This window comes from Butyrivibrio sp. AE3003, assembly GCF_000686065.1.
In the GTDB taxonomy this organism is placed as follows: Bacteria; Bacillota; Clostridia; order Lachnospirales; family Lachnospiraceae; genus Butyrivibrio; species Butyrivibrio hungatei_A.
In genome coordinates, this window is sequence record NZ_JMLX01000001.1 from 3,352,677 (window position 1) to 3,372,370 (window position 19,694).

The 19,694-nt window shown below is 42.9% G+C and carries 14 protein-coding genes; all 14 read left to right on the forward strand.

Translation table 11 applies throughout. The features are described 5' to 3' along the window. The first annotated feature begins 71 nt into the window (after positions 1-71). The 14 genes from CD00_RS0116060 (at position 72) to CD00_RS0116130 (ending at position 19,385) form a co-directional block, all read left to right on the forward strand. The gene (locus CD00_RS0116060; protein WP_026656890.1) at positions 72-1,478 is read left to right on the forward strand and encodes an ABC transporter substrate-binding protein; all 1,407 of its coding nucleotides are present in this window, start codon (positions 72-74) and stop codon (positions 1,476-1,478) included. Positions 1,479-1,481: 3 nt separating this feature from the next. Beyond that, a complete protein-coding gene (locus tag CD00_RS0116065; protein ID WP_026656891.1) occupies positions 1,482-2,405 on the forward strand; it encodes a carbohydrate ABC transporter permease in 924 nt (307 codons plus the stop codon). Between the two features lie 117 nt (positions 2,406-2,522). Next, a complete protein-coding gene (locus CD00_RS18850; protein ID WP_081811950.1) occupies positions 2,523-3,275 on the forward strand; it encodes a carbohydrate ABC transporter permease in 753 nt (250 codons plus the stop codon). Between the two features lie 225 nt (positions 3,276-3,500). Continuing rightward, on the forward strand, positions 3,501-4,202 hold the full coding sequence (locus CD00_RS0116075; protein ID WP_026656892.1) for an ABC transporter ATP-binding protein: 702 nt from the start codon (positions 3,501-3,503) through the stop codon (positions 4,200-4,202). Between the two features lie 12 nt (positions 4,203-4,214). Beyond that, entirely contained in the window at positions 4,215-5,786 is a 1,572-nt protein-coding gene (locus CD00_RS0116080) for an efflux RND transporter periplasmic adaptor subunit (RefSeq protein WP_026656894.1), read from the forward strand. Next, positions 5,779-6,987 (forward strand): ABC transporter permease, encoded by a 1,209-nt coding sequence (locus CD00_RS0116085; protein WP_026656895.1) that lies wholly within the window; start codon positions 5,779-5,781, stop codon positions 6,985-6,987. Before CD00_RS0116080 ends, CD00_RS0116085 begins: the two co-directional genes overlap by 8 nt. A gap of 4 nt (positions 6,988-6,991) precedes the next feature. Then, complete coding sequence (locus CD00_RS0116090) at positions 6,992-8,209, forward strand: ABC transporter permease (protein WP_026656896.1); 1,218 nt, start codon at positions 6,992-6,994, stop codon at positions 8,207-8,209. Positions 8,210-8,289: 80 nt separating this feature from the next. After that, complete coding sequence (locus tag CD00_RS20940) at positions 8,290-9,249, forward strand: DUF5717 family protein (protein WP_185750485.1); 960 nt, start codon at positions 8,290-8,292, stop codon at positions 9,247-9,249. After that, a complete protein-coding gene (locus tag CD00_RS20945; protein ID WP_185750486.1) occupies positions 9,167-11,917 on the forward strand; it encodes a DUF5717 family protein in 2,751 nt (916 codons plus the stop codon). The genes CD00_RS20940 and CD00_RS20945 overlap by 83 nt, the downstream gene beginning before the upstream one ends. 14 nt (positions 11,918-11,931) lie before the next feature. Continuing rightward, entirely contained in the window at positions 11,932-13,230 is a 1,299-nt protein-coding gene (locus CD00_RS0116105; RefSeq protein WP_026656899.1) for a DUF5716 family protein, read from the forward strand. Positions 13,231-13,248: 18 nt separating this feature from the next. Continuing rightward, a complete protein-coding gene (locus CD00_RS0116110) occupies positions 13,249-14,103 on the forward strand; it encodes a hypothetical protein (protein WP_027209388.1) in 855 nt (284 codons plus the stop codon). Positions 14,104-14,106: 3 nt separating this feature from the next. Then, positions 14,107-15,294, forward strand: a complete 1,188-nt coding sequence (locus CD00_RS0116115; protein WP_026656902.1) for a hypothetical protein — start codon at positions 14,107-14,109, stop codon at positions 15,292-15,294. A 442-nt stretch (positions 15,295-15,736) separates the two neighbouring features. Further along, complete coding sequence (locus CD00_RS19645; protein WP_051594262.1) at positions 15,737-16,297, forward strand: SprT-like domain-containing protein; 561 nt, start codon at positions 15,737-15,739, stop codon at positions 16,295-16,297. Positions 16,298-17,027: 730 nt separating this feature from the next. Next, the gene (locus CD00_RS0116130) at positions 17,028-19,385 is read left to right on the forward strand and encodes a DUF2339 domain-containing protein (protein WP_026656903.1); all 2,358 of its coding nucleotides are present in this window, start codon (positions 17,028-17,030) and stop codon (positions 19,383-19,385) included. Positions 19,386-19,694 lie beyond the last annotated feature (309 nt).

Below are 19,694 nucleotides of genomic sequence, written 5' to 3' on the forward strand. Positions count from 1 at the left end.
TTTCGTTCTTTTTATCATTGTTCAATGGTTTTTTTTCACATCTTTTTTATATTCATACGGAGGACAGGCTTATGAAAAGAAATGCGATGGGGTTAATACTTACATTGGCGATGACAGCAGGTCTTATTGCCGGATGTAACGGAAATGTGGCTGATACCATGCTTACAAAAAGTCCCGAAGGGGAAAACACCGCAGCAGAGGATGTTCAGGTAGTCACTGTGTGGAGTGACAATGCTCATGAACAGTCTGTGAGAGATGCTCAGATCGAGGAATTCAACAATACGATAGGTAAGCAGGAAGGCATCAGGATTGATTATACGGTGTACGGCTCGGATTATTCCGATGTTATCAATGTGGCGCTTATGGCAAATGACGGACCGGATCTGTTCAGACCTTCATCCAATACCTTCGCTAAATATGTTGCTGCGGGATATGCCGTTCCGATATCTGAACTTGACGGCAGCAATACGCTTCTTTCCAAGTATGATGAGGACGATCTTCTTATAGGCGATCAGATATTTGGAGGCAAAGTATATACGCTTCCTTACAGCCTTCAGTCATATAAGATGATCATAAATAAAGATCTTTTTGATAAAGCCGGAATAAACGTGTATCCCAAAACATGGGATGATGTAAGAAAAGATGCAAAGCTGATCACGGATGTTTCAAACGGCGATGCATATGGATATTTTCTCGCACTTCAGAGCGGATGGACGCTCGATCATTATATTTACAGTGTTTCTTCCGCTTCTTTGGGACACTTTGGATATGATGCCGTAAGCGGAACATACAGGTATTCCGACGGCCTTCCCATTATCGAGAATATACTCGGAATGATCGAGGACGGAAGTGTTTTCCCCGGATATGAAAATATGGATGCGGATACCGCAAGAGCGCAGTTCGCTGCAGGCAAGGTCGGCATCGCTATGGCGGCGAGCTTTGACGTTGCGGTATATACAGAGCAGTTCCCCGCAGAATGTAATTGGGTTGTCTGCGATCCGCCGGCAATTGACAGTTCGGGATATGGGTATAAAGAGATGGTAACGCCGGTAGATCTTTTGGCTGTTGCAAAGAAATCGCTCGACGCAAAAGATACTTCAAAGATTGCCCGTGTTCTTGAGTGGTTCTATGCGGATGAAAATCTTGTTGAAATGTATGAGAAGGGAATGTACCTTCCTTACAGAAAAGAAGTGCTTGATATGGCAGCGGATTCTGAGGTAAAAGGCTGGAAAGAATTTGTTACGTTCCGGGGAAATCAGTTTATCATCCGAATGGCAGACCCTAAGGGTGTTATATCCTATGAGGGACTTTCGGCGAGGGAGACGCTTACAAAGCTCTTTTCCGGAGGATATTCGGAAGATGCGGCGACAGTGCTGCAAGAGCTGGATATGAGACTAAACAGTGGGCTGGCTCAGCTTGACGATGAGACCATAAATGAGTATGTTGCACCTCCGAACTATAAAGTTGAAAGAGATTAAAATATGATGACACAAGGGGATAAAGCTGCTAATAAGCGCATGAAAAGTGACAATGTTCAGGCAATGCTGATGATAGCTCCGTTCTTTATCGGGTTTATATTATTCGGCTATGTTCCCATCATTTACATTTTGAGATATGCATTTACGGATTTTGGCGGTTTTGGTGAATGTAAGTTCACGGGAATTGCGAACTTTGTCAGGATAATAAAAAGAGATCCGGATTTCTGGCAGTCTCTTCTTAATGCTTTTTTGCTTGCTGCGGGTAAACTTGCGGTTGAGATTCCGCTGGCGCTTGGGCTTGCGGTGCTTCTAAACCGCAAGATACGCGGAATGAATTTTTTCAGAGTGACACTTTTTCTGCCGTCGATAATATCTGCGGTAATAATAGGACTTATATTTTCACTTCTGTTTGCGTCGCATAACGGAATGGTAAATGCCATTCTTATGCATGCAGGGCTGATCGCAAAGCCGATAAACTGGTTTAATACCAAGTGGAAAGCGATGTTTATCCTGGGGCTTGCCTCTGTCTGGCAGAACTACGGGATAAACATGATATTTTTTCTTATGGCGCTTCAGAGTATTCCACAGGAGCTGTATGACTGCGCAAGTATCGACGGAGCTAAAGGGATTAAGGGATTCTTTTACGTGATATTTCCTGTGATCGCGCCGATATTCCAGTCGATACTTCTGGTTGCGATTGTCGGAAGCCTTAAGATATGCGACCTTGTAATAGCTTGCACAAACGGCCAGCCGGGCGGGACTACGGAAGTAGTAATGACCTACATATACAAGTCCTTTTTCGGCAAATCGGGCAGAAATATCGAAGTCGGCTATGCGTCTGCAATGTCACTTGTTACCGCTGTTTTTCTCGGTATGGTTACCGTTGTTTATCTGAGAGCTACCAAAAAGCTTAAAGAGATAGTGTAGACAAAAAAGGAGAGAGCAGCATGGCGCATATTAAGAAATATTGGGGAGTGCTCCCTGTATATCTCGTTTTGTGTTTATTTTTTGTAATAAGTTTTTTTTCCCGTGTTCTACACGTTCATGTCATCGTTTAAGAGCAACATGGACATACTGACAACGGGTAATCTCCTTATTCCCAAGGAGTTTGTATTAGATAACTATGTAAAGGCATGGCAACTGGCTGATTTTAAGACATACACCGGGAACAGCATATTTCTTGCGTTTTTCTGCGTTGTGGGAACTGTTTTTTCAAGCACGGTATGCGGCTATGTTTTTTCAAGGGCGGCTTTTAAGGGAAAAGAGATTGTCTTTTATTTCATGATCTCGTCGATGTTTGTATCGCTTGGAACACTGACACTTTATCCGCTTTTGATGATCATGAAGGTATTTCATCTGAATAAGTCGCTGTGGGGAGTTGTCATCATACGTGTCTTTGGGATGAATGTCACGAACCTGTTTATTGCAAGGGGATTCATAAATTCTGTACCAAAAGAGATTGATGAAGCCGCGAAGCTAGACGGCTGTTCGTTTGCAGGGATATATTACAGGATCATCTTTCCGCTTTGTAAGCCGCTTATAGCGACGGTTGGAATACTATCGTTTCGAAGTGCATGGAATGATTACATGCTTCCTATGGTGTTTACGATGACAGATCCGCGGCGCATGCCGCTTGTTGTCGGAATTATGCACTTAAAATCATCCGGTGACGCGGCGTCTTCATGGAATTTCATGCTTGCGGGAACTGCAATATCGTTGATACCCATGATAACAATATATATAATGTTTAACAGGTACTTTATCTCGGGAATGACGTCAGGTGCGGTTAAAGGATGAGTTGTAACGCAAATAGATGTTGGGATGCTTATCTTACAATTTAGTAAGATAAGCATTTTTCTATATCATAAAAAGACATTTTCCTATAATATAAAATAAGTTGCGAAAATTCTTTTTTTCGTAAAGGCACTTGACATACTTTAGCAGACGTAGTATTTTGTACTACGACAGACAAAGTATGACGGACGTAGTAATTATATAACAATAAAAAAGGATAGATCTTTTATGAAAAAACTTGTTGAGATCAAGGATGTGTGCAAGATATACAATCCCGGAGAAAATGAGGTCAGAGCGCTGAATCACATAAATCTGACCATCGGTGAAGGCGAGCTTGTTGCAATAATCGGACAGTCGGGATCGGGTAAATCAACGCTTATGAATATGCTTGGTTGCCTAGATACTCCCACAAGCGGCAAATACTTCCTTCACGGACATGATGTATCACATATGACGGATGATGAGCAGTCGGACATCAGAAACAGGGAGATAGGATTCATCTTCCAGGGGTTTAACCTTATCCAGTCGCTTACGGCTATGGAGAATGTTGAGCTGCCGCTTATCTACAGAGGAGTGGGAAAAAGAGAAAGAGAACGTCTTGCGGATGCCGCTCTTAACAGCGTTGGACTTGAAAAGAGAAAGACACACAGACCTAATGAGATGTCGGGTGGACAGCAGCAGAGAGTTGCGATTGCAAGAGCGATAGCGCAGGCTCCGCCGATACTTCTTGCCGATGAGCCTACAGGTAACCTGGATTCGGCTTCGAGCAAGGAAATCATGAAAATAATAAAGAGACTATATTCTGAGGGAAGAACGGTAATCATAATTACCCACGATCCCGGTATTGCCGCTCAGGCAAAGCGAATCATAACAATCTCTGACGGAAAGATTCAGAGTGATATTATAAATCCTGATTATAAAGAAGATTAAGGAGCTGGAAAAATGGCAGACAATAAAGCGTTAAACAAAGAAGTGGAAACAAAAGAGGAAAAAAAGGTTTCCGCTGCAGAGAGCAATAACGAGATTAAAGAAACAACGGGAAGCAGCGTTGAAATTTACGATGAGTATGATGAAGAAGAATTGGAAGTAACAAAGAAGCCCAAGAAAAAGATTAAGAAAAAATGGATAGTACTCGGCATAGTGGCACTTCTTGTTATCTTCCTTGTCGTAAGAGGAGTGACAGCATCAAAGAATGCCGTAACAATGGTTGAAACCGTTGATGTTGCAAAGGGAAGCATTGAAAACATTCTTTCTGTATCCGGAACTGTTGAAAGTGCAGAGACAAAGAGTTATTTCGCAGATGTTGCAGCACCCGTTGAAAAGCTTAATGTCAAGGTTGGTGATAAGGTTTCAAACGGCGATGTGCTCTATACTTTCAACGAGAAGGAACTTACTCTTGCAGAGAAACAGGCACAGCTTGCAATCAAGCAGGCTAAGGGCACATACAATTCATCCTTCTCAGAGACCGGAGCAGCTGACAGAAAGTATGCTGAGGGAATGAACGCACAGCAGATCAACGACAGAGTTGATGCTATCACAGCTGAGATCAATGCTCTTAACGATAAGATCACAGAGAAGACAAATCGTATGGAGAAGACACTTTCAGATCTTAACAAGACAAAACTTGATCTTGACCAGGACGGCGTGTTGGACGGAACAGAAGACGATCTCGATTACAATGAGAGAAGAGAAAATGATGAGCAGGTGGCACTTGCTTTGAACGAAGCAATCGCGGATGTAAATTATGCTATCGCTCATGACGCTGAGATAAAGGGATGGAACGATCAGATAACATCTCTTAAAGAAGAGCAGTCTCACCTTGCATCAGCAAAGGCTGCGCAGCTTAATGGCGGACAGATCCAGGCGAGCAAAGCTTCGCTTGATACAGCTCAGCTTACAAACGGAGATACAATCTCAAAGATCCAGGCTGCAAAGGAAGGCGTAAAGGCTGACTTTAACGGTGTAGTTACCGAAGTAGAAGTAGTAGAAGGCGCTACAGTGGCAGCAGGAACAAAGATGGTAACACTTGCAAACCTTGATGATGTTCAGGTAAGCGTGCAGGTATCAAAGACAGACCTTCCCAAGATCGCAGTTGGTCAGAAGGTTGATATAACTATCAACGGTAAGTCTTATACAGGTGAGATCGCTCAGATTTCCGGATCTGCAACAAAGAATGCCAACGGTGTAGCTGTTGTAGATACTAAGATCAAGGTTACAAACCCTGATAAAGAGATAATCCTCGGAGTAGAGGCTAACAACAAGATTCATGCTGAGAAGGCTGATAATACTATTGTTCTTCCTTATGAATATGTACTTACAGATGCAGAAGGTGACTATGTATTCGTACTTGAGAACGGCACAGCTGTAAGAAAAGCAGTTAAGATCGGTATCTCAACAAGTACAGATGCTCAGATCGTAGAAGGTCTTTCAGAAAATGACAAAGTGATAACTACTAATCTTGATACGCTTACTGACGGAATGCCGGTAGCGGTTATGGAAGCGAAGAATGAGTAAATTAGGTGAGTATATAAAAAGTGCTATAAAGCAGATGAAGCATAACGGCTACAGGACGCTTATGACAATGCTTGGTATTGTCATAGGTATAGCGGCTGTTATTGCGGTGGTTGCTCTCGGTAACGGAATGAAGCAGTACGTTAAAGACCAGATCAACGGAATATACGGTAATTACGGTGTGATCAGCATCGATACGTCGAAGACTACCGACTTTTTTACCCAGGATGATATTTCTCTGCTAAAGGAAGAGTTACCTGATATAAAAGGTGCATCGCCGGATTATTACGTTGGAGGAAAGGTTAAGGGACCCAGAGGAACGTTCCTTGCTTCTGTAGAGAGCGGAACGGAAGTGATTGAATATCAATATTCAAATAAAATTATCAAGGGAAGTTATTTCACTCAGCAGCAGGTGGAATCAGCTCAGAGAGTATGCGTTATGCTGCAAAATGATGCAAAAAAGCTCTTTGGAACCGATGAATGTCTGGGAAAAGAGATAGAACTATTAATAGACGGAAAATCAGCTAATTATACCGTTGTTGGCATCAGAGATAATACAAATGAGATGTATGATTTCTTTACACAGGATATGGACTATTCAGCTACGATTGAGGTTCCGTATACATCGTTTGCTTCAGATTACGGGTACGATATAGGTAAATGGTCTCAGCTGTATCTTTTCACAGATCAGGATGTCTTACAGCAAAGATGCGATGAGGCACAGGTCATACTTACAAATGCGCATGGGCTTAGAGGAGCAAATGCAATTTCTTCTTACAGCATGGCGGACATGTCGGATTCAATTGATACGATTATGAGCAAAGCAAGTACATTCCTTATCCTTGTTGCATTTATATCGCTTCTCGTTGGTGGAATTGGCATTATGAATATCATGCTCGTGTCTGTAACGGAGAGAACAAGGGAAATAGGAATAAGAAAATCCATCGGTGCAAGAACGGGAGCGATAACCATGCAGTTTTTGTCTGAGGCGGCAATCCTTACGCTTTCGGGCGGAGTACTTGGAATTATACTTGGAATAGTTCTTGCAAGAGTGATGTGCAAGATGATCAATATGCCGCTTTTCATTCCACCTACAGCGATAGTGGGAGCAGCATTATTTTCAATAATGGTAGGCCTTGTCTTCGGTCTTTATCCTGCAAGAAAGGCTGCAAAAATGAAACCGATTGATGCATTGAGAGTGTGAAAATATGGGAAAAGCAGGAGAATATTTAAAAAGTGCGATTGCAAGCATACGAAATAATAAGGGAAGATCGCTTCTTACGATGCTTGGAATCATAATAGGTATAGCGTCGGTACTTACGATCCTCGTTATCGGAGACGGTCTTAAGGCTACCGCCAACGGGCAGTTTGAAGACATGGATGTTTTGACGATAGATGTATCTATTGATGAGAGCAAGACCGATAAGTGCTTTACGCCTGAAAATATGGCTGCCGTAGAGCGCAGTATGGGTAATATATACGGATTTGGACCGAGTGTAAATATGTTTGGAACGTCTGACGGGAAAAAAGATTCTTACAGTCTGTATTTTACCGGAGTAAGTGATGTGAAGCGTTTTACCACTGGAAATAAGATTGTGCACGGGCGCTATTTTACCCGCGATGATGTTGATGAATGTAATTATGTGTGCGTTATAAGCCAAGGGGCTGCAGTTGCATTGTTTGGGTATGAAGAGGCTGTCGGAGAAACGTTTGAAGCCACTGTCGGTGAAAAAACGAAGGAATTCACCGTAGTCGGTATCAGAGAGGATACTTCGATGGATAAGGCGTATGCAGGTCAGTATGGAAACGATCCGATATTTATGCCTGATATACCATATACTGTTGTCCCTGATATGTGCGACAAGGACGTAAATAACATGTTTACTTCGGCATCTGCATATGTGCACAAAGACAATAAAGATGAAGCCCAAGCCAAGATAAAGAGTGTTGTAGAGAATGTCATGGGGCTTAGAGGCGAAAGTGCGATTAAAGTTAAATCGACGGAAGGAATGGACACCGTATCGGAGACTATCCTTGATGTAATAACATCAGTAGTAAGTCTTATAGCGAGTATCTCTCTTTTGGTCGGAGGTATCGGTGTTATGAATATCATGACGGTATCTGTTACCGAGAGAACGAGAGAGATCGGAATAAGGAAATCCCTTGGTGCAAGGACATCTTCAATCCTCACGCAGTTCCTTGCCGAGGCATCAATCCTTACATCCATCGGTGGAATCATCGGCATAATCTTAGGTCTTTTATTTGCCAAACTTGCCTGCATGGTGGCCGGATTCGGCTTTGTAGTCAATCCTTTTCTTATAGCAGGTGTCGTTGCAATCTCAACCGGAATAGGCCTGTTTTTTGGTATCTACCCCGCAAGGCGTGCCGCCAAGCTCAATCCTATCGATGCACTCAGGAGTGAGTAATTGATAGGGGTGTTTCATTGAACACTATAAAAACAGGATAATCTTTTAATGAATGCGTCGCATTATCGTGGTATACTAAAATGGATGAAAGTATTATGGGGTGCGGCGTGAGAGAGATAGTTGAGAGAATTTTACAGGGAAAATATGAGTATGCGGAGAAGAAATTAGATTTTTCAACTCCGCGTATTGAACTTTTGGTTAGTCCCGGTGAGACTTCCGAAGGTTCTTTTACCATATTTGGACCTGAAGAAAGATTAGTGACCGGCAAAGTTAGCTCCACCGAGATAAGGATGGAGGTGCTCACAGAGAATTTTTCCGGTTCTCCTTATGAAGTATCTTATAGATTTAATTCCGTTGGACTATCGCAGGGTGATGTGCTCCAGGGGAATTTTAGAATAGTATCAAATCAGGGAGAGTATGTTCTTCCTTTCGTAGTCACTGTGAGACATGAGCAGATAGCGTCAAGTCTCGGTGACATCAAGAATCTGTTTCATTTTGCAAACCTTGCAAAGACTGACTGGGAAGAGGCGATTGACCTCTTTTATTCAAGTGACTTTATTTCCATATTCAAGGGAAATGATGAGCAGTACGAGAGTCTTTACAGAGGACTTTCCTACGTGCCCGGCAATGAGCAGAACGTCGAGGAATTTCTTATTGCGATCAGTAAGAAACGCCCGATGAATTTTTTGCTTGATCAAAAAGAACTTGTCATTGATTATACGGGGCTTCCGCATGACAACGGCATTTTAATAACAAGAAACGGCTGGGGATACAGCAAACTAAAAGCACAGATTGAAGGCGACTTCATCATGCTTGATAAATACGAGATCACTGAGGATGATTTTACCGGAAGCAGCTGCCATCTTAAGCTTCGTCTTCGTACCGAGAAGCTTCACAACGGCAATAATTTCGGAAAGATTGTTTTTTTACAATGCCTTCTTCAAGGCGGAGCTTCCTGTGACGGTGTCGGTAAATCTTACCGGAAAGCATCCTTCCGCCGCTTATCAGGAGAAGAAGAAACTGGTAGTTCAGCTCGTTAAGACATACGAGAGCTTCAGATGCAAAAAAATAACTTCAAGAGTGTGGGTTTCGGAAACGGGCAAGATTATTTCCAAGATGAACGCTCTTGATGACAAAGATATTGAGTTCAGACTTTATACGGCTCAGTACTACATTACTGCGGGCAGAGTCAATGAAGGAAAGTGGATACTCGATCAGGTTGCCATGGATGTTGAGAATGCACCGGGTGATGTGCTGTACAGCTATCATCTGTATCTGACTTCTCTTTGCAGCAAAGAGGACAGGATAATAAATGACGTCTCCGAGAGGCTTGAGGGAATATTTAGGAGAAATCCCGACAACTGGCGTATAGCGTGGCTTCTTCAGTATGTGAGCGAAGAGCATGTGATGAGCGGTCAGAGAAAGTGGATGATGATCGGAGAGCAGCTTTCACACGGTTGCATGAGTCCGATACTGTACCTCGAAGGAATGAATATCTTGAATGAGGCGCCTTCCATCCTTGCAAGACTTGACAGTCAGGAACTGAGCGTTCTTGAATATGGGGCAAAAAAAGAAATCTTAAGCCTCAATCTTATAGATCAGATTGTGTATTTGTCGGCAAGAGTAAGGAACTTCGACAAGAGACTCTTTAGAATACTTAAGGCCTGTTACAAGATCAAGGAGAGCGACGATGTGCTTGAAGCTATCGTATCTCTTTTGATAAAGGGCGGTGAAACCGGAAGGTTTGCATTTGAGTGGTATGAAAAGGGCGTTGAGAGAGAACTTAGGATTACAAGGCTCTACGAGTACTACATGATGTCCATTTATGTAAAAGAGGATGGAAAGCTTCCTTGCGAGATCAGCAAGATGGTTCTCATGTATTTCTCATATCAGAGCACTCTTGAGTATGACAAAAATGCGATCCTATACAGATATATTCATGAAAGAAGGCAGGAATATCCTGAACTTTACGATACATATGTGCCTCAGATCGAGAAATATCTGATGGCTCAGCTTGATAAAGGACGTGTGGGCAAAGACCTTGGCTATCTGTATAAGAATCTTTTGACCAAGCAGATGGTTGATGCATCGAATGCGTCCAAGGTGCTTTCGGTTCTTTATACATCTGAGATCAAGACCGACAATCAGCAGATGTGCGGAGTTTGTGTCATTTACGATAAGTGTGCCAAAGAGATGCGCTATCCGATGAGCGGCGGACGTGCGTTTGTGCCTCTTTACGGAAGCGATTATACGGTCCTTTTGGTCGATCATGACGAAAACAGATATGCGGTGAGCGTGCCTTATTCAAACATCAAGATGATGATTCCGGGCAAGCTTTCGGGCTATGCGATTCCTTATATCCAGAAGGGCAGGGAGAATCTTGATCTGTTCCTGTGCGACCTCGGTAAAAACGCGTATACCATAGATATGGAGAATGTCGGAAGGTACAGAGACCTTGCGGAATCCGAATTTGTAAAGAAGGAATACAGAAACGAGATACAGAGCAGTCTTGTGAGATTCTATTATGACAATGATTTTACGAGACAGCTTACGGAGTATCTTGTGGGGATTAATCCCATAGACATGACGGGGCATGAGCGAAACGAGATCATAGAGCTTATGGTCCTCGGAGGTTTGTGCAATAACGCGCTTGAGTGGATGGGTACTTACGGAACGTACGGGATAGACGCCAAAGTAATCCTTAGGATGTGCAACAGGCTTATCGATATGGATGATCTCGGAGTCTCGGCAAAAGAAATCGAGATTGCGTACTACGCTTTTGTAAACGGCAAGTATGACGAGCAGCTTCTTAAGTATCTTGAGAAGAACTTTACCGGAACGGTCAAAGAGATGAGGGATATCTGGAAGGCTTCGGAGGCTTTCGGAATAGATACTTATTCTCTTTCCGAGAGGATGCTTGTTCAGATGCTTTTCAGCGGATCGTACATCGGTGAAAAGATTGATATTTTCAAGTCTTATGTACGAAGCGGAGCAAACGCGGACATCGAGATGGCGTTTTTGTCACTCGGAGCATATGACTATTTTGTACACGGAAGCGTTACCGACAGGTATGTATTCGAGAGGATAGAGGCTTTGGCACTTCAGGAGCTTCCAATCCAGGATGTGTGCAAACTGGCGTATCTTAGATATTATGCTACGGAAAAGAGCTCCGAAGAATCGGTAAACAAAGATGTAGCCAAGACTTTCATAAAGAGTCTTATGGCAAACAATATATATTTCCCGTTCTATCTTGAGTATTCGGAGATAGTTCCCGAGCTTTCGCACTTTGCGGACAAGACGATGCTTGAGTACAGGACGGAACCCGGAACGCACTGTTATATTCATTACAGGCTTGCGGGCGAAGAGGACAATGAGTACCACAGCATCGAACTTCAGGAGATGTACGAGGGTATATATGTCTGCGCCTTTGTTCTCTTTTTCGGGGAACAGCTTCAGTACTATATCACCGAGGATAAAGAAGCTGATGAGGATGCTCTTACAGAGAGCGGAACCATTCAAAAGAGTGATATTACAAAGAATCAGCGTGACAGTAACAGCAGATACAGTCTCATTAACGATATCATGATAGGAGAGACACTGCAGGATTATGATACGGTGGACAAGCTCCTTGCGGAATATCAGAACAAGAACTTTGTCTGCAACGGTATTTTTAGACCGATACAGGAAAACAGTTACAGTAAAGAGTAAGAGGAAGATATAAAATGCTTTTTGGAAATTCTGAGGAAAGACGTTTTGTACTTGGATATGATCTGGGAGAGAAGGTCTCACAGATAAGCTTTCTTGCATCCGATGCGGATATGCCGGAAACCTTATCGGTGCTTGCAGGATCCGAACTTTATAACATTCCTACCGTTCTTTGCAAAAAAAATGACGTCAACCAGTGGTTCTATGGAAAAGAGGCTGTTCGTCACATAGAGGAACAGGACGGCATTCCTGTTTACGGCCTTGTTAGTGCCGCAAGAGAAGGAAAGCCTGTGGCTGTCGGAGACGGAGAATACGATCCGATAGCTCTTTTGACCCTGTTCATAAAAAGAAGTTTATCGCTTTTATCAATGGAACTTTCTCTTGATAATGTCGAGGCAATAATGTTTACCACGAGATCGCTTGATAACAGGATGATTCAGGTTCTCAATGCGGTGACGTCGGCACTTGAGTTTAAGACTGAGAATATTTTTTACCAGAGCCACGAGGAAAGTTTCTACAATTATATGTTGTATCAGCCCGAAGAGCTCATGAATCATACGGTTGTTGCCTGTGATTTTGATATGGAGACTTTGCGTGTGTATGAGATGAATCTCAATCATAATACGACACCTGTTGTAGCGACGATTGATGAGAGTACGTATGACGACCTTAAGTTTTCTGCGGAGGGCTTCCCTAAGGAGGGCGCGGCTTATCACAAGATGTGCGAGAGGCTTGACGATGAGTTCCTGACTGTTATGCAGAAGGTTTGCAGTGAGAAGATCATTTCTACGGTATTTCTTTTGGGTGACGGATTCAGGGAGAAGTGGCAAAAGAGATCTTTGGAGTTTTTGTGCAGGACCAGAAGGGTCTTTCAGGGAAACAACATGTTCAGCAAGGGAGCGAGCATAGCGGCAAGAGAGAGGATCAAACCCACAAAGCCCTTAAAGTTCGTGTTTCTTGGCGAAGATAAGCTTAAGTCGAATCTTGGAATAAATCTTTTAAAGTGCGGAACAGAAGTGTATTGCGCACTTCTTGATGCGGGAATAAACTGGTACGAAGCTGAGACGGGAATGGATATTATCATGGATCAGAGCGGAATTCTAAATATCCAGGTGACGCCGCTTACGGGCAAAAAGCCCAAGATGGTGCAGTTGTATCTTGACGGGCTTGAGAAGAGACCGCCCGGAACCACGAGGCTGAAGATTCTTATGAATATGAATTCTGTCAGCGAAGTGAACGTGAGAGTGCTTGATATGGGATTTGGAGAGCTTTTCCCTTCATCCGGTAAATCATGGGAACAGATCATAGAACTTTAATGAAAGTGGGCAGCAGATATGAATAAACCGATATTGTGTATAGGAACATACGCGCAAACGCCGTTTCATATGGAAAAGATAGGCAGAAATGTCTTCTGTATAGAAGAGCTGTGCTATTGCATCGTTCAGAACGCCTTTTTGCTCGATGAAGAGAGCTTTGGAGACGATCTTTTTGAATGGATTGAAAAAGAGTGCTCGCTGGTGAAACTTGCTGATGAGCTCAAAGGTATGGCTTCAAAAAAGTGTTCTGTTGCGGCTCTTGCGGGAACAATCCTTGATTATGTCGGATATAACACGCGCAAGGAGATTGAGCGGACGGAGAGCATACTTCGCGAAAACGCGGGGATGGATATTTACAGCAAGAAGCTTGCGAGAGCGGATTTCCTTATGCGGAGCGAGAAATACAGCATGGCGTTTAAGGAATATGAGTTTTTGCTTGAGAATACGCCGGATATCGATCTTAGCATCAGAGCGAGGATCGAGCACAACGAAGGAGTGATGTATGCGAGACTTTTTCTTTTTGACAGAGCAGCGGAGCTGTTTATGAAGGCGTATGAAGACGGTAAGAATGAAGAGTCTTATATGCAGTACCTTGCGGCGCTTCGCATGAAAATGTCGGATGAAGAGTACGTGAAGTTTGTTGCTGAGGATAAGCAGGCTTACGAAACTTCTTTGGAACTTGAGAAGAAGATGGATGAATATTCGGATCTTTATGCCGCAAGTGATGACAACCACGTGATCGGAACGCTCGGCGTATATAAGGCAGAGGGGAAGATGCACGAGTATTATGAGAAGATAGGCGAGCTCACTGAGAGCATAAAGGCGAAGTACAGAGAGACGGTTAAGGAGAAGACCGTAGGCTCGAGGAGATAGGATATGGGGTTTTGGGACAAGATTTTTCATAAGTCCGCAGCCGATGAGTGGAAAAAACAGCAGGCTGAGCTTGAGAACTGGAGTGATATAGTTTATACGAGAAAAGATCTCGATATGAACGATCCGGTTCAGAGAAGAGAATATATAGGAAGCTGCCTTCAGCAGATGGAGGAAGCGGCGAGAGAGCTCGATGCTCTTGAATTTGAGTACAACGATGTCACGAGTCATCTGCGTGATATGGAGGAAATCAATGCGCTTCCGCCCGAGCAGAGAAAAGAGATTGACGACTGCGCCAGAAAGATTGTTGAAGCAAGAGAATTTCAGGAGAAGTTTGACAAGAGAAAGAGCAGGATGACTGATGAAGAGTTTGAACGTATGGACAGACTCAAAGACAATGCAAAGGAAGCATCCGAGAAACTTCTCGAAGCCGAGACTTTCCAGAAGAAGATAAAGAACGATCTTAAGCGTCTTGATTCCGAGCATGAAGCATATGTTTTCAGAGAAGACGATCTGAATGAAACAATTGAAAATTCTAAGAAACTGACTGTGACTGTGGGAGTTGTTCTCGTGGTCATGATAGTTTTTCTTTTGATACTCCAATTTGCGTTAAAGCTTAATGTTATCTACGGCTATATGATGCTTATTCTTCTTGCGGCGATAGCGATAACTGTGCTCTATGTGCAGAGTACCAATGCACAGGTTGAGCTAAAGAATGTGAAGAAGTCTATATCAAGGCTTATCATGCTGCAGAATCAGGTTAAAGTCAGATACGTGAACAACACAAATCTTCTTGATTATCTGCGCATGAAATACAGGGTTATGAGTTCAACGGAACTTACGGAGCTCTACAACAAGTACCTTAGGGAGCGCAAGGAACGCGAGAAGATTGATGATGCGAGAAGGCTTCTTGATTCCAATCAGAAGGACCTTATCTACATGCTGAGGCACTTCAGGGTGCGTGACCCCGAAATCTGGATTCATCAGGCCGAGGCGCTTCTTAGCCATAATGAAGAGGTCGAGATAAGGCACAGCCTCAACGTGCGCCGCCAGTCACTAAGAAAGCGCATGGAGTACAACAGGGACATCGTCGCCGGCAACGCCAAGAACGAAGTCGAAGATATGGCAAGGCAGTACCCCGAGTACGCCCAGGAAATCCTCGATATGGTTTCGAAGTACGAGGAAAGGGAGTGAAGCCTGGGAGCTGGGGCCTGAATGGGCTTCTGACGTGGCTTTTGGCGGGGGCTTTTTGAAAGGCTTTTGAAGCGGGGCTTTGGTGGCGTCTTTTGTATGTGACGGAGGTCTGTTTTTTGCGGGGATATGACTTTTTTGATGATTATATGCTGATAAAGTCATGCGAATGTGGCGAAAATCCTCGTTGACCATCGCTTAGAAGGAAGATGGTATGACCTTTTTTTAAAGAAAGTGCAAAAAAAGTCATGAGAAAGCAGTGAAAACCATCGCTTAGAAGGGAGATGGCATGACCTTTTTTAAAGAAAGTGCAATAAAAAGTCATACGAATGCAGTAAGAAACCTCGTTGTGAAAGGAAATGCCATGACTTATTTGGAGTAAAATGCACGAAAAAGTCATATAGCTGTTTTTTTATATAGGTTATTTGGAGTTTTATGGTTTGGTATGAAGGATTTTATTTTTTTGAGAGAGCAGTGTATTAGTGAGATTACTTGTCTTGGAATAGAGCTTGGCAAGATTGCCTCGTGGTCTTTGAACAGAAGAGCCAAGACTCGTTGGGGCTTGTGCAGATTAAAACGTGACGGAAGTTATGAGATTGAGATTGCTGAGAGCCTTCTTGCAGATGACAGAATTTCTGAAAAAGCCTGTAAGGAGACTATTATCCATGAGCTTCTGCATACGTGTAAAGGCTGCATGAGACATACGGGCAAGTGGAAGCAGTACGCCGAGCTGATGAATCGTGCTTACGGCTACAATATCAAACGAGTGACCGAAGGTTGTGAAAAAGGTATCGAGAATCACAAGGTCTCCGAAATGGCTGTAAAGTACGTATTTACCTGTGGCGGCTGTGGCGCCACAATCTACCGCAAGCGTGACAGCAAGTTTACAAGAAACTATCGGCACTACGGCTGTGCCAAGTGCGGAGCGGTGGCTTGGTCTAGGAAGACTGTGAATTCAAGCGCATCTGAGGTGGCTTCATATATAAATATGATTAGACCACAATAATAGGAATGTACGAGGTTGTGAGAGATTTAATTGCTTATAGACTGCTTATATTGATAAAAATGTACAGGGAGCAGAGGTGATATTGCGGAGAATATTGCCTATGTCGAGGAAATATGGAAATAAGCAGATAGGATTATCGAGAGGCAACTGCTTATATCGAGGAAATATGAAAAATGAGCAGAGAGAGTCGGTGAGAAACGACTGCCTACATCGAGGAAATGTGGAAAAAGGCAGAGAAGATTATCGAGGGGCAACTGCTTATATTGAGAAAATATGAAAAATGAGCAGAGAGAGTCGGTGGGAAACGATTGCCTATATCGAGGAAATGTGGAAATGAGCAGATAGGAATTATTGTAGACAACTGCTTGTATTGATAAAATAAGAAAATGAGCAGAGAGAGTCGGTGAGAAACGACTGCCTACATCGAGGAAATGTGGAAAAAGGCAGAGAGAATTAGCGAGAGGCAACTGCTTATATCGAGGAAATGTGGAAATAAGCAGATAGGATTATCGAGGGGCATCTGCCTATATCAAGAAAAACAAGAAACATAAATGACAGAAGTACTATTGCACCGTCCGGATCGAAGAATCGTTTCAGGCGGTGTTTTATTTAAGAAAACATTGATTGAAAGCGTAAGGAAAGGCTGCCGCACTAATTGGTGCGATAGCCCACTGCCAACTTTAATCAGCTTTTTTCGGATATGCTTTGCAGAATAAAAGGAGATTATTTTATGGGACAAATAGAAGAATTGGAGAGAGAACTTGAGTCGATCAAGTATCAGGTTGGGCAGATTCAACTTGCTTTATCCCGGGTATCGCATGTTGTTGCTGATGTAAAAGCGGAACAGAACGGATTGCATCAGCAGTTGCAGCAGGCGAATATGCAAATAGGGTCTATGCAACATCAGCAGCAGGTGCAAGCAAATGTGCAGCCACAGCAGCAGGTGCAAGGAAATGTGCAGCCACAACCGCAGATGCAAGTGAATATGCAACTGCAACAGGCGCAAACGAATATGCAGTCACAGGGAGTGCAGTATCAATATCAGCGGGTGCAGAGTCAGATTACACCTCAGCCAATGCAGAATCAGCAGGCGCAATTCGCAAATCAACCTATGCAGAATCATCCGCAGGCGCAATTCGTAAATCAAGCTATGCAGAATCAGCCACAGGCACAATTTGCGAATCAAGCTATGCAGAATCATCCGCAGGCACAATTCTCGAATCAATCTATGCAGCCTCAACATCCATTTCAGAATTATACGGCCGGAAAGAGAAATTCTACAGAGTCATGGATTGGTAAGCATTTGATGGGAGTTCTTGCAAGTGTATTGGTTTTCATAGCACTTATTTTGTTTGCAAGCCTCATAATTCCTTATCTTAACGATACTGTCAAAATTGGAATGATGTTCACGGTTAGTATTGCGCTTACTAGCTTTGCATTTTATGAGCACAAAAAGCGGCCGGATAATACCTTTTTTACGGCCTTGCTCGCATGTGGACTTGGTTGCAGCTATCTGTCGATACTTGTGACCAGAATTTACTTCAAAGCTATCAGTGACGTTATCATGTACGTTCTCTTGCTTGTCTGGGGAGGAGTTATTCTCTACATGGGCAAAAAAGAGAGCAGACTCTTTCAGGCTATTGGCAATTCGGGCTACATTATTTCTGCGCTTCTTGCATGGAATATGGAAGATAAGGCCATGGTTCTACCTATTTTGATTTACCTTATCGTTATGGGGGCTGCTTTCCAGTATAATTTCAGGAAGAGTTACGGACAGCGAATAGTGCAAAGTTGCATAAATATGGGAATTATACTTTATTTTGCAACAAGGATCGGAAATAATGTTGAAAAATGTGTTCCGCTTACTGTTTCTGCAATTCTTATTGTGGTTATAAGTGCTGTATATTTTGCATGTTCAATTTATGGAGAAAAGCTGATAAAAGATAAGAATAGATTCATTTTTGCTCCTGTAAGTGCGGTTGTATTCTATGTTTCATACCTTCTACTTGCGGATTGCTTAGATTTGCCAAAATGGATCAGCCTTACGGTGTTCTTTGCGGTTGCGGTTATTGCGGAAGTTGTAGCTTTTATGCAGCAGAGCAAAGCCGAGGACGATACGGTCTTACTTTTGAAAAACATTTGGATAATCGCTTGGTTCGCCGTTGCCGAGTTTGCTACTTTTATTTTATATAATGATTTTTTCAACACCGGAGCTCTTTTTGTTGCACTTCTTCCGATGGCTGTTTACGGCGCAAAGAAGGAGCATAATCTGTTCAGAAATCAGGCGCTTATATTGGCAGCGCTGATGACGGCGTTGGAAGTTGCGGATAAACTGAATATTGTTTTCTGCTCGGTAGCACTGGTTTATGCGATCATTGTTGTGGTAATGGAAGGATTTATTGTCAATAAGTCTGTTTATTACAAAATCATTTATTTTATCTATGTTCAGGTATGTATCGCGTTTCTCTTTTGCGCTGTTTCAGACAAATACACGCATTATGACAGTGAATTCAGGCTTATGTTTACAATAATTCCAATGGGAATGTTTAACGCGCTTATGCGAGTGCTTAAGTTTGACAGGGATGACAAAGGAATAAGCAATAAGTCGGTTCTGCTGGGGCTCGATGTTATAAATGCGATAGGAATACTGGTAGGACTTTATAACATTATTGAGATTGACGGGGCTCTTCCACAGGGAATAAATATTGCCTTTACGACAGCATTGGCCTGCATTAATATTCGCAGACATTTTGCAGGAAGCAGTGGCGAAAAACTTTACGCGGGAATCAAGTTTGGAATCATTCTGCTGGTTTCGCTTATCACCTATGATGCGGCAGGTTATATCATCAGCGTTGCAACTCTGGCCTTTGCGATACTGTGCATATTTATTGGATTCAACAAGATTTTTGGGGCAAAAGAACTCCGAATATATGGGCTTGTTCTGTCTATGATATGCGTTGTTAAGTTTATCATGATTGATATTACTTACGAAAACACTATAGGACGTGCAATAAGTTTCCTCATCAGTGGAATACTGTGCTTTGCAATCAGCGCACTCTACAACCATTTCGAAAAGCAAGGCCAGTAGTAAAGTGAAGATGACTTTTTAGTGGGAAATCTGAAAAAAGTCATGTGAATATGGGGAAAAACGTTGGCAATGAGGCCGAGTATTATAGTGCACCGTACAGATGAGAAGCGAGTAAAGTGTACGGTGCGTATTTCAATTTAGGCACCGTACAGATGAGAAGCGAGTAGAGTGTACGGTGCGTATTTCAATTTAGGCACCGTACAGATGAGAAGCGAGTAAAGTGTACGGTGCGTATTTCAATTTAGGCACCGTACAGATGAGAAGTGAGTAAAGTGTACGGTGCGTATTTCAATTTAGGCACCGTACAGA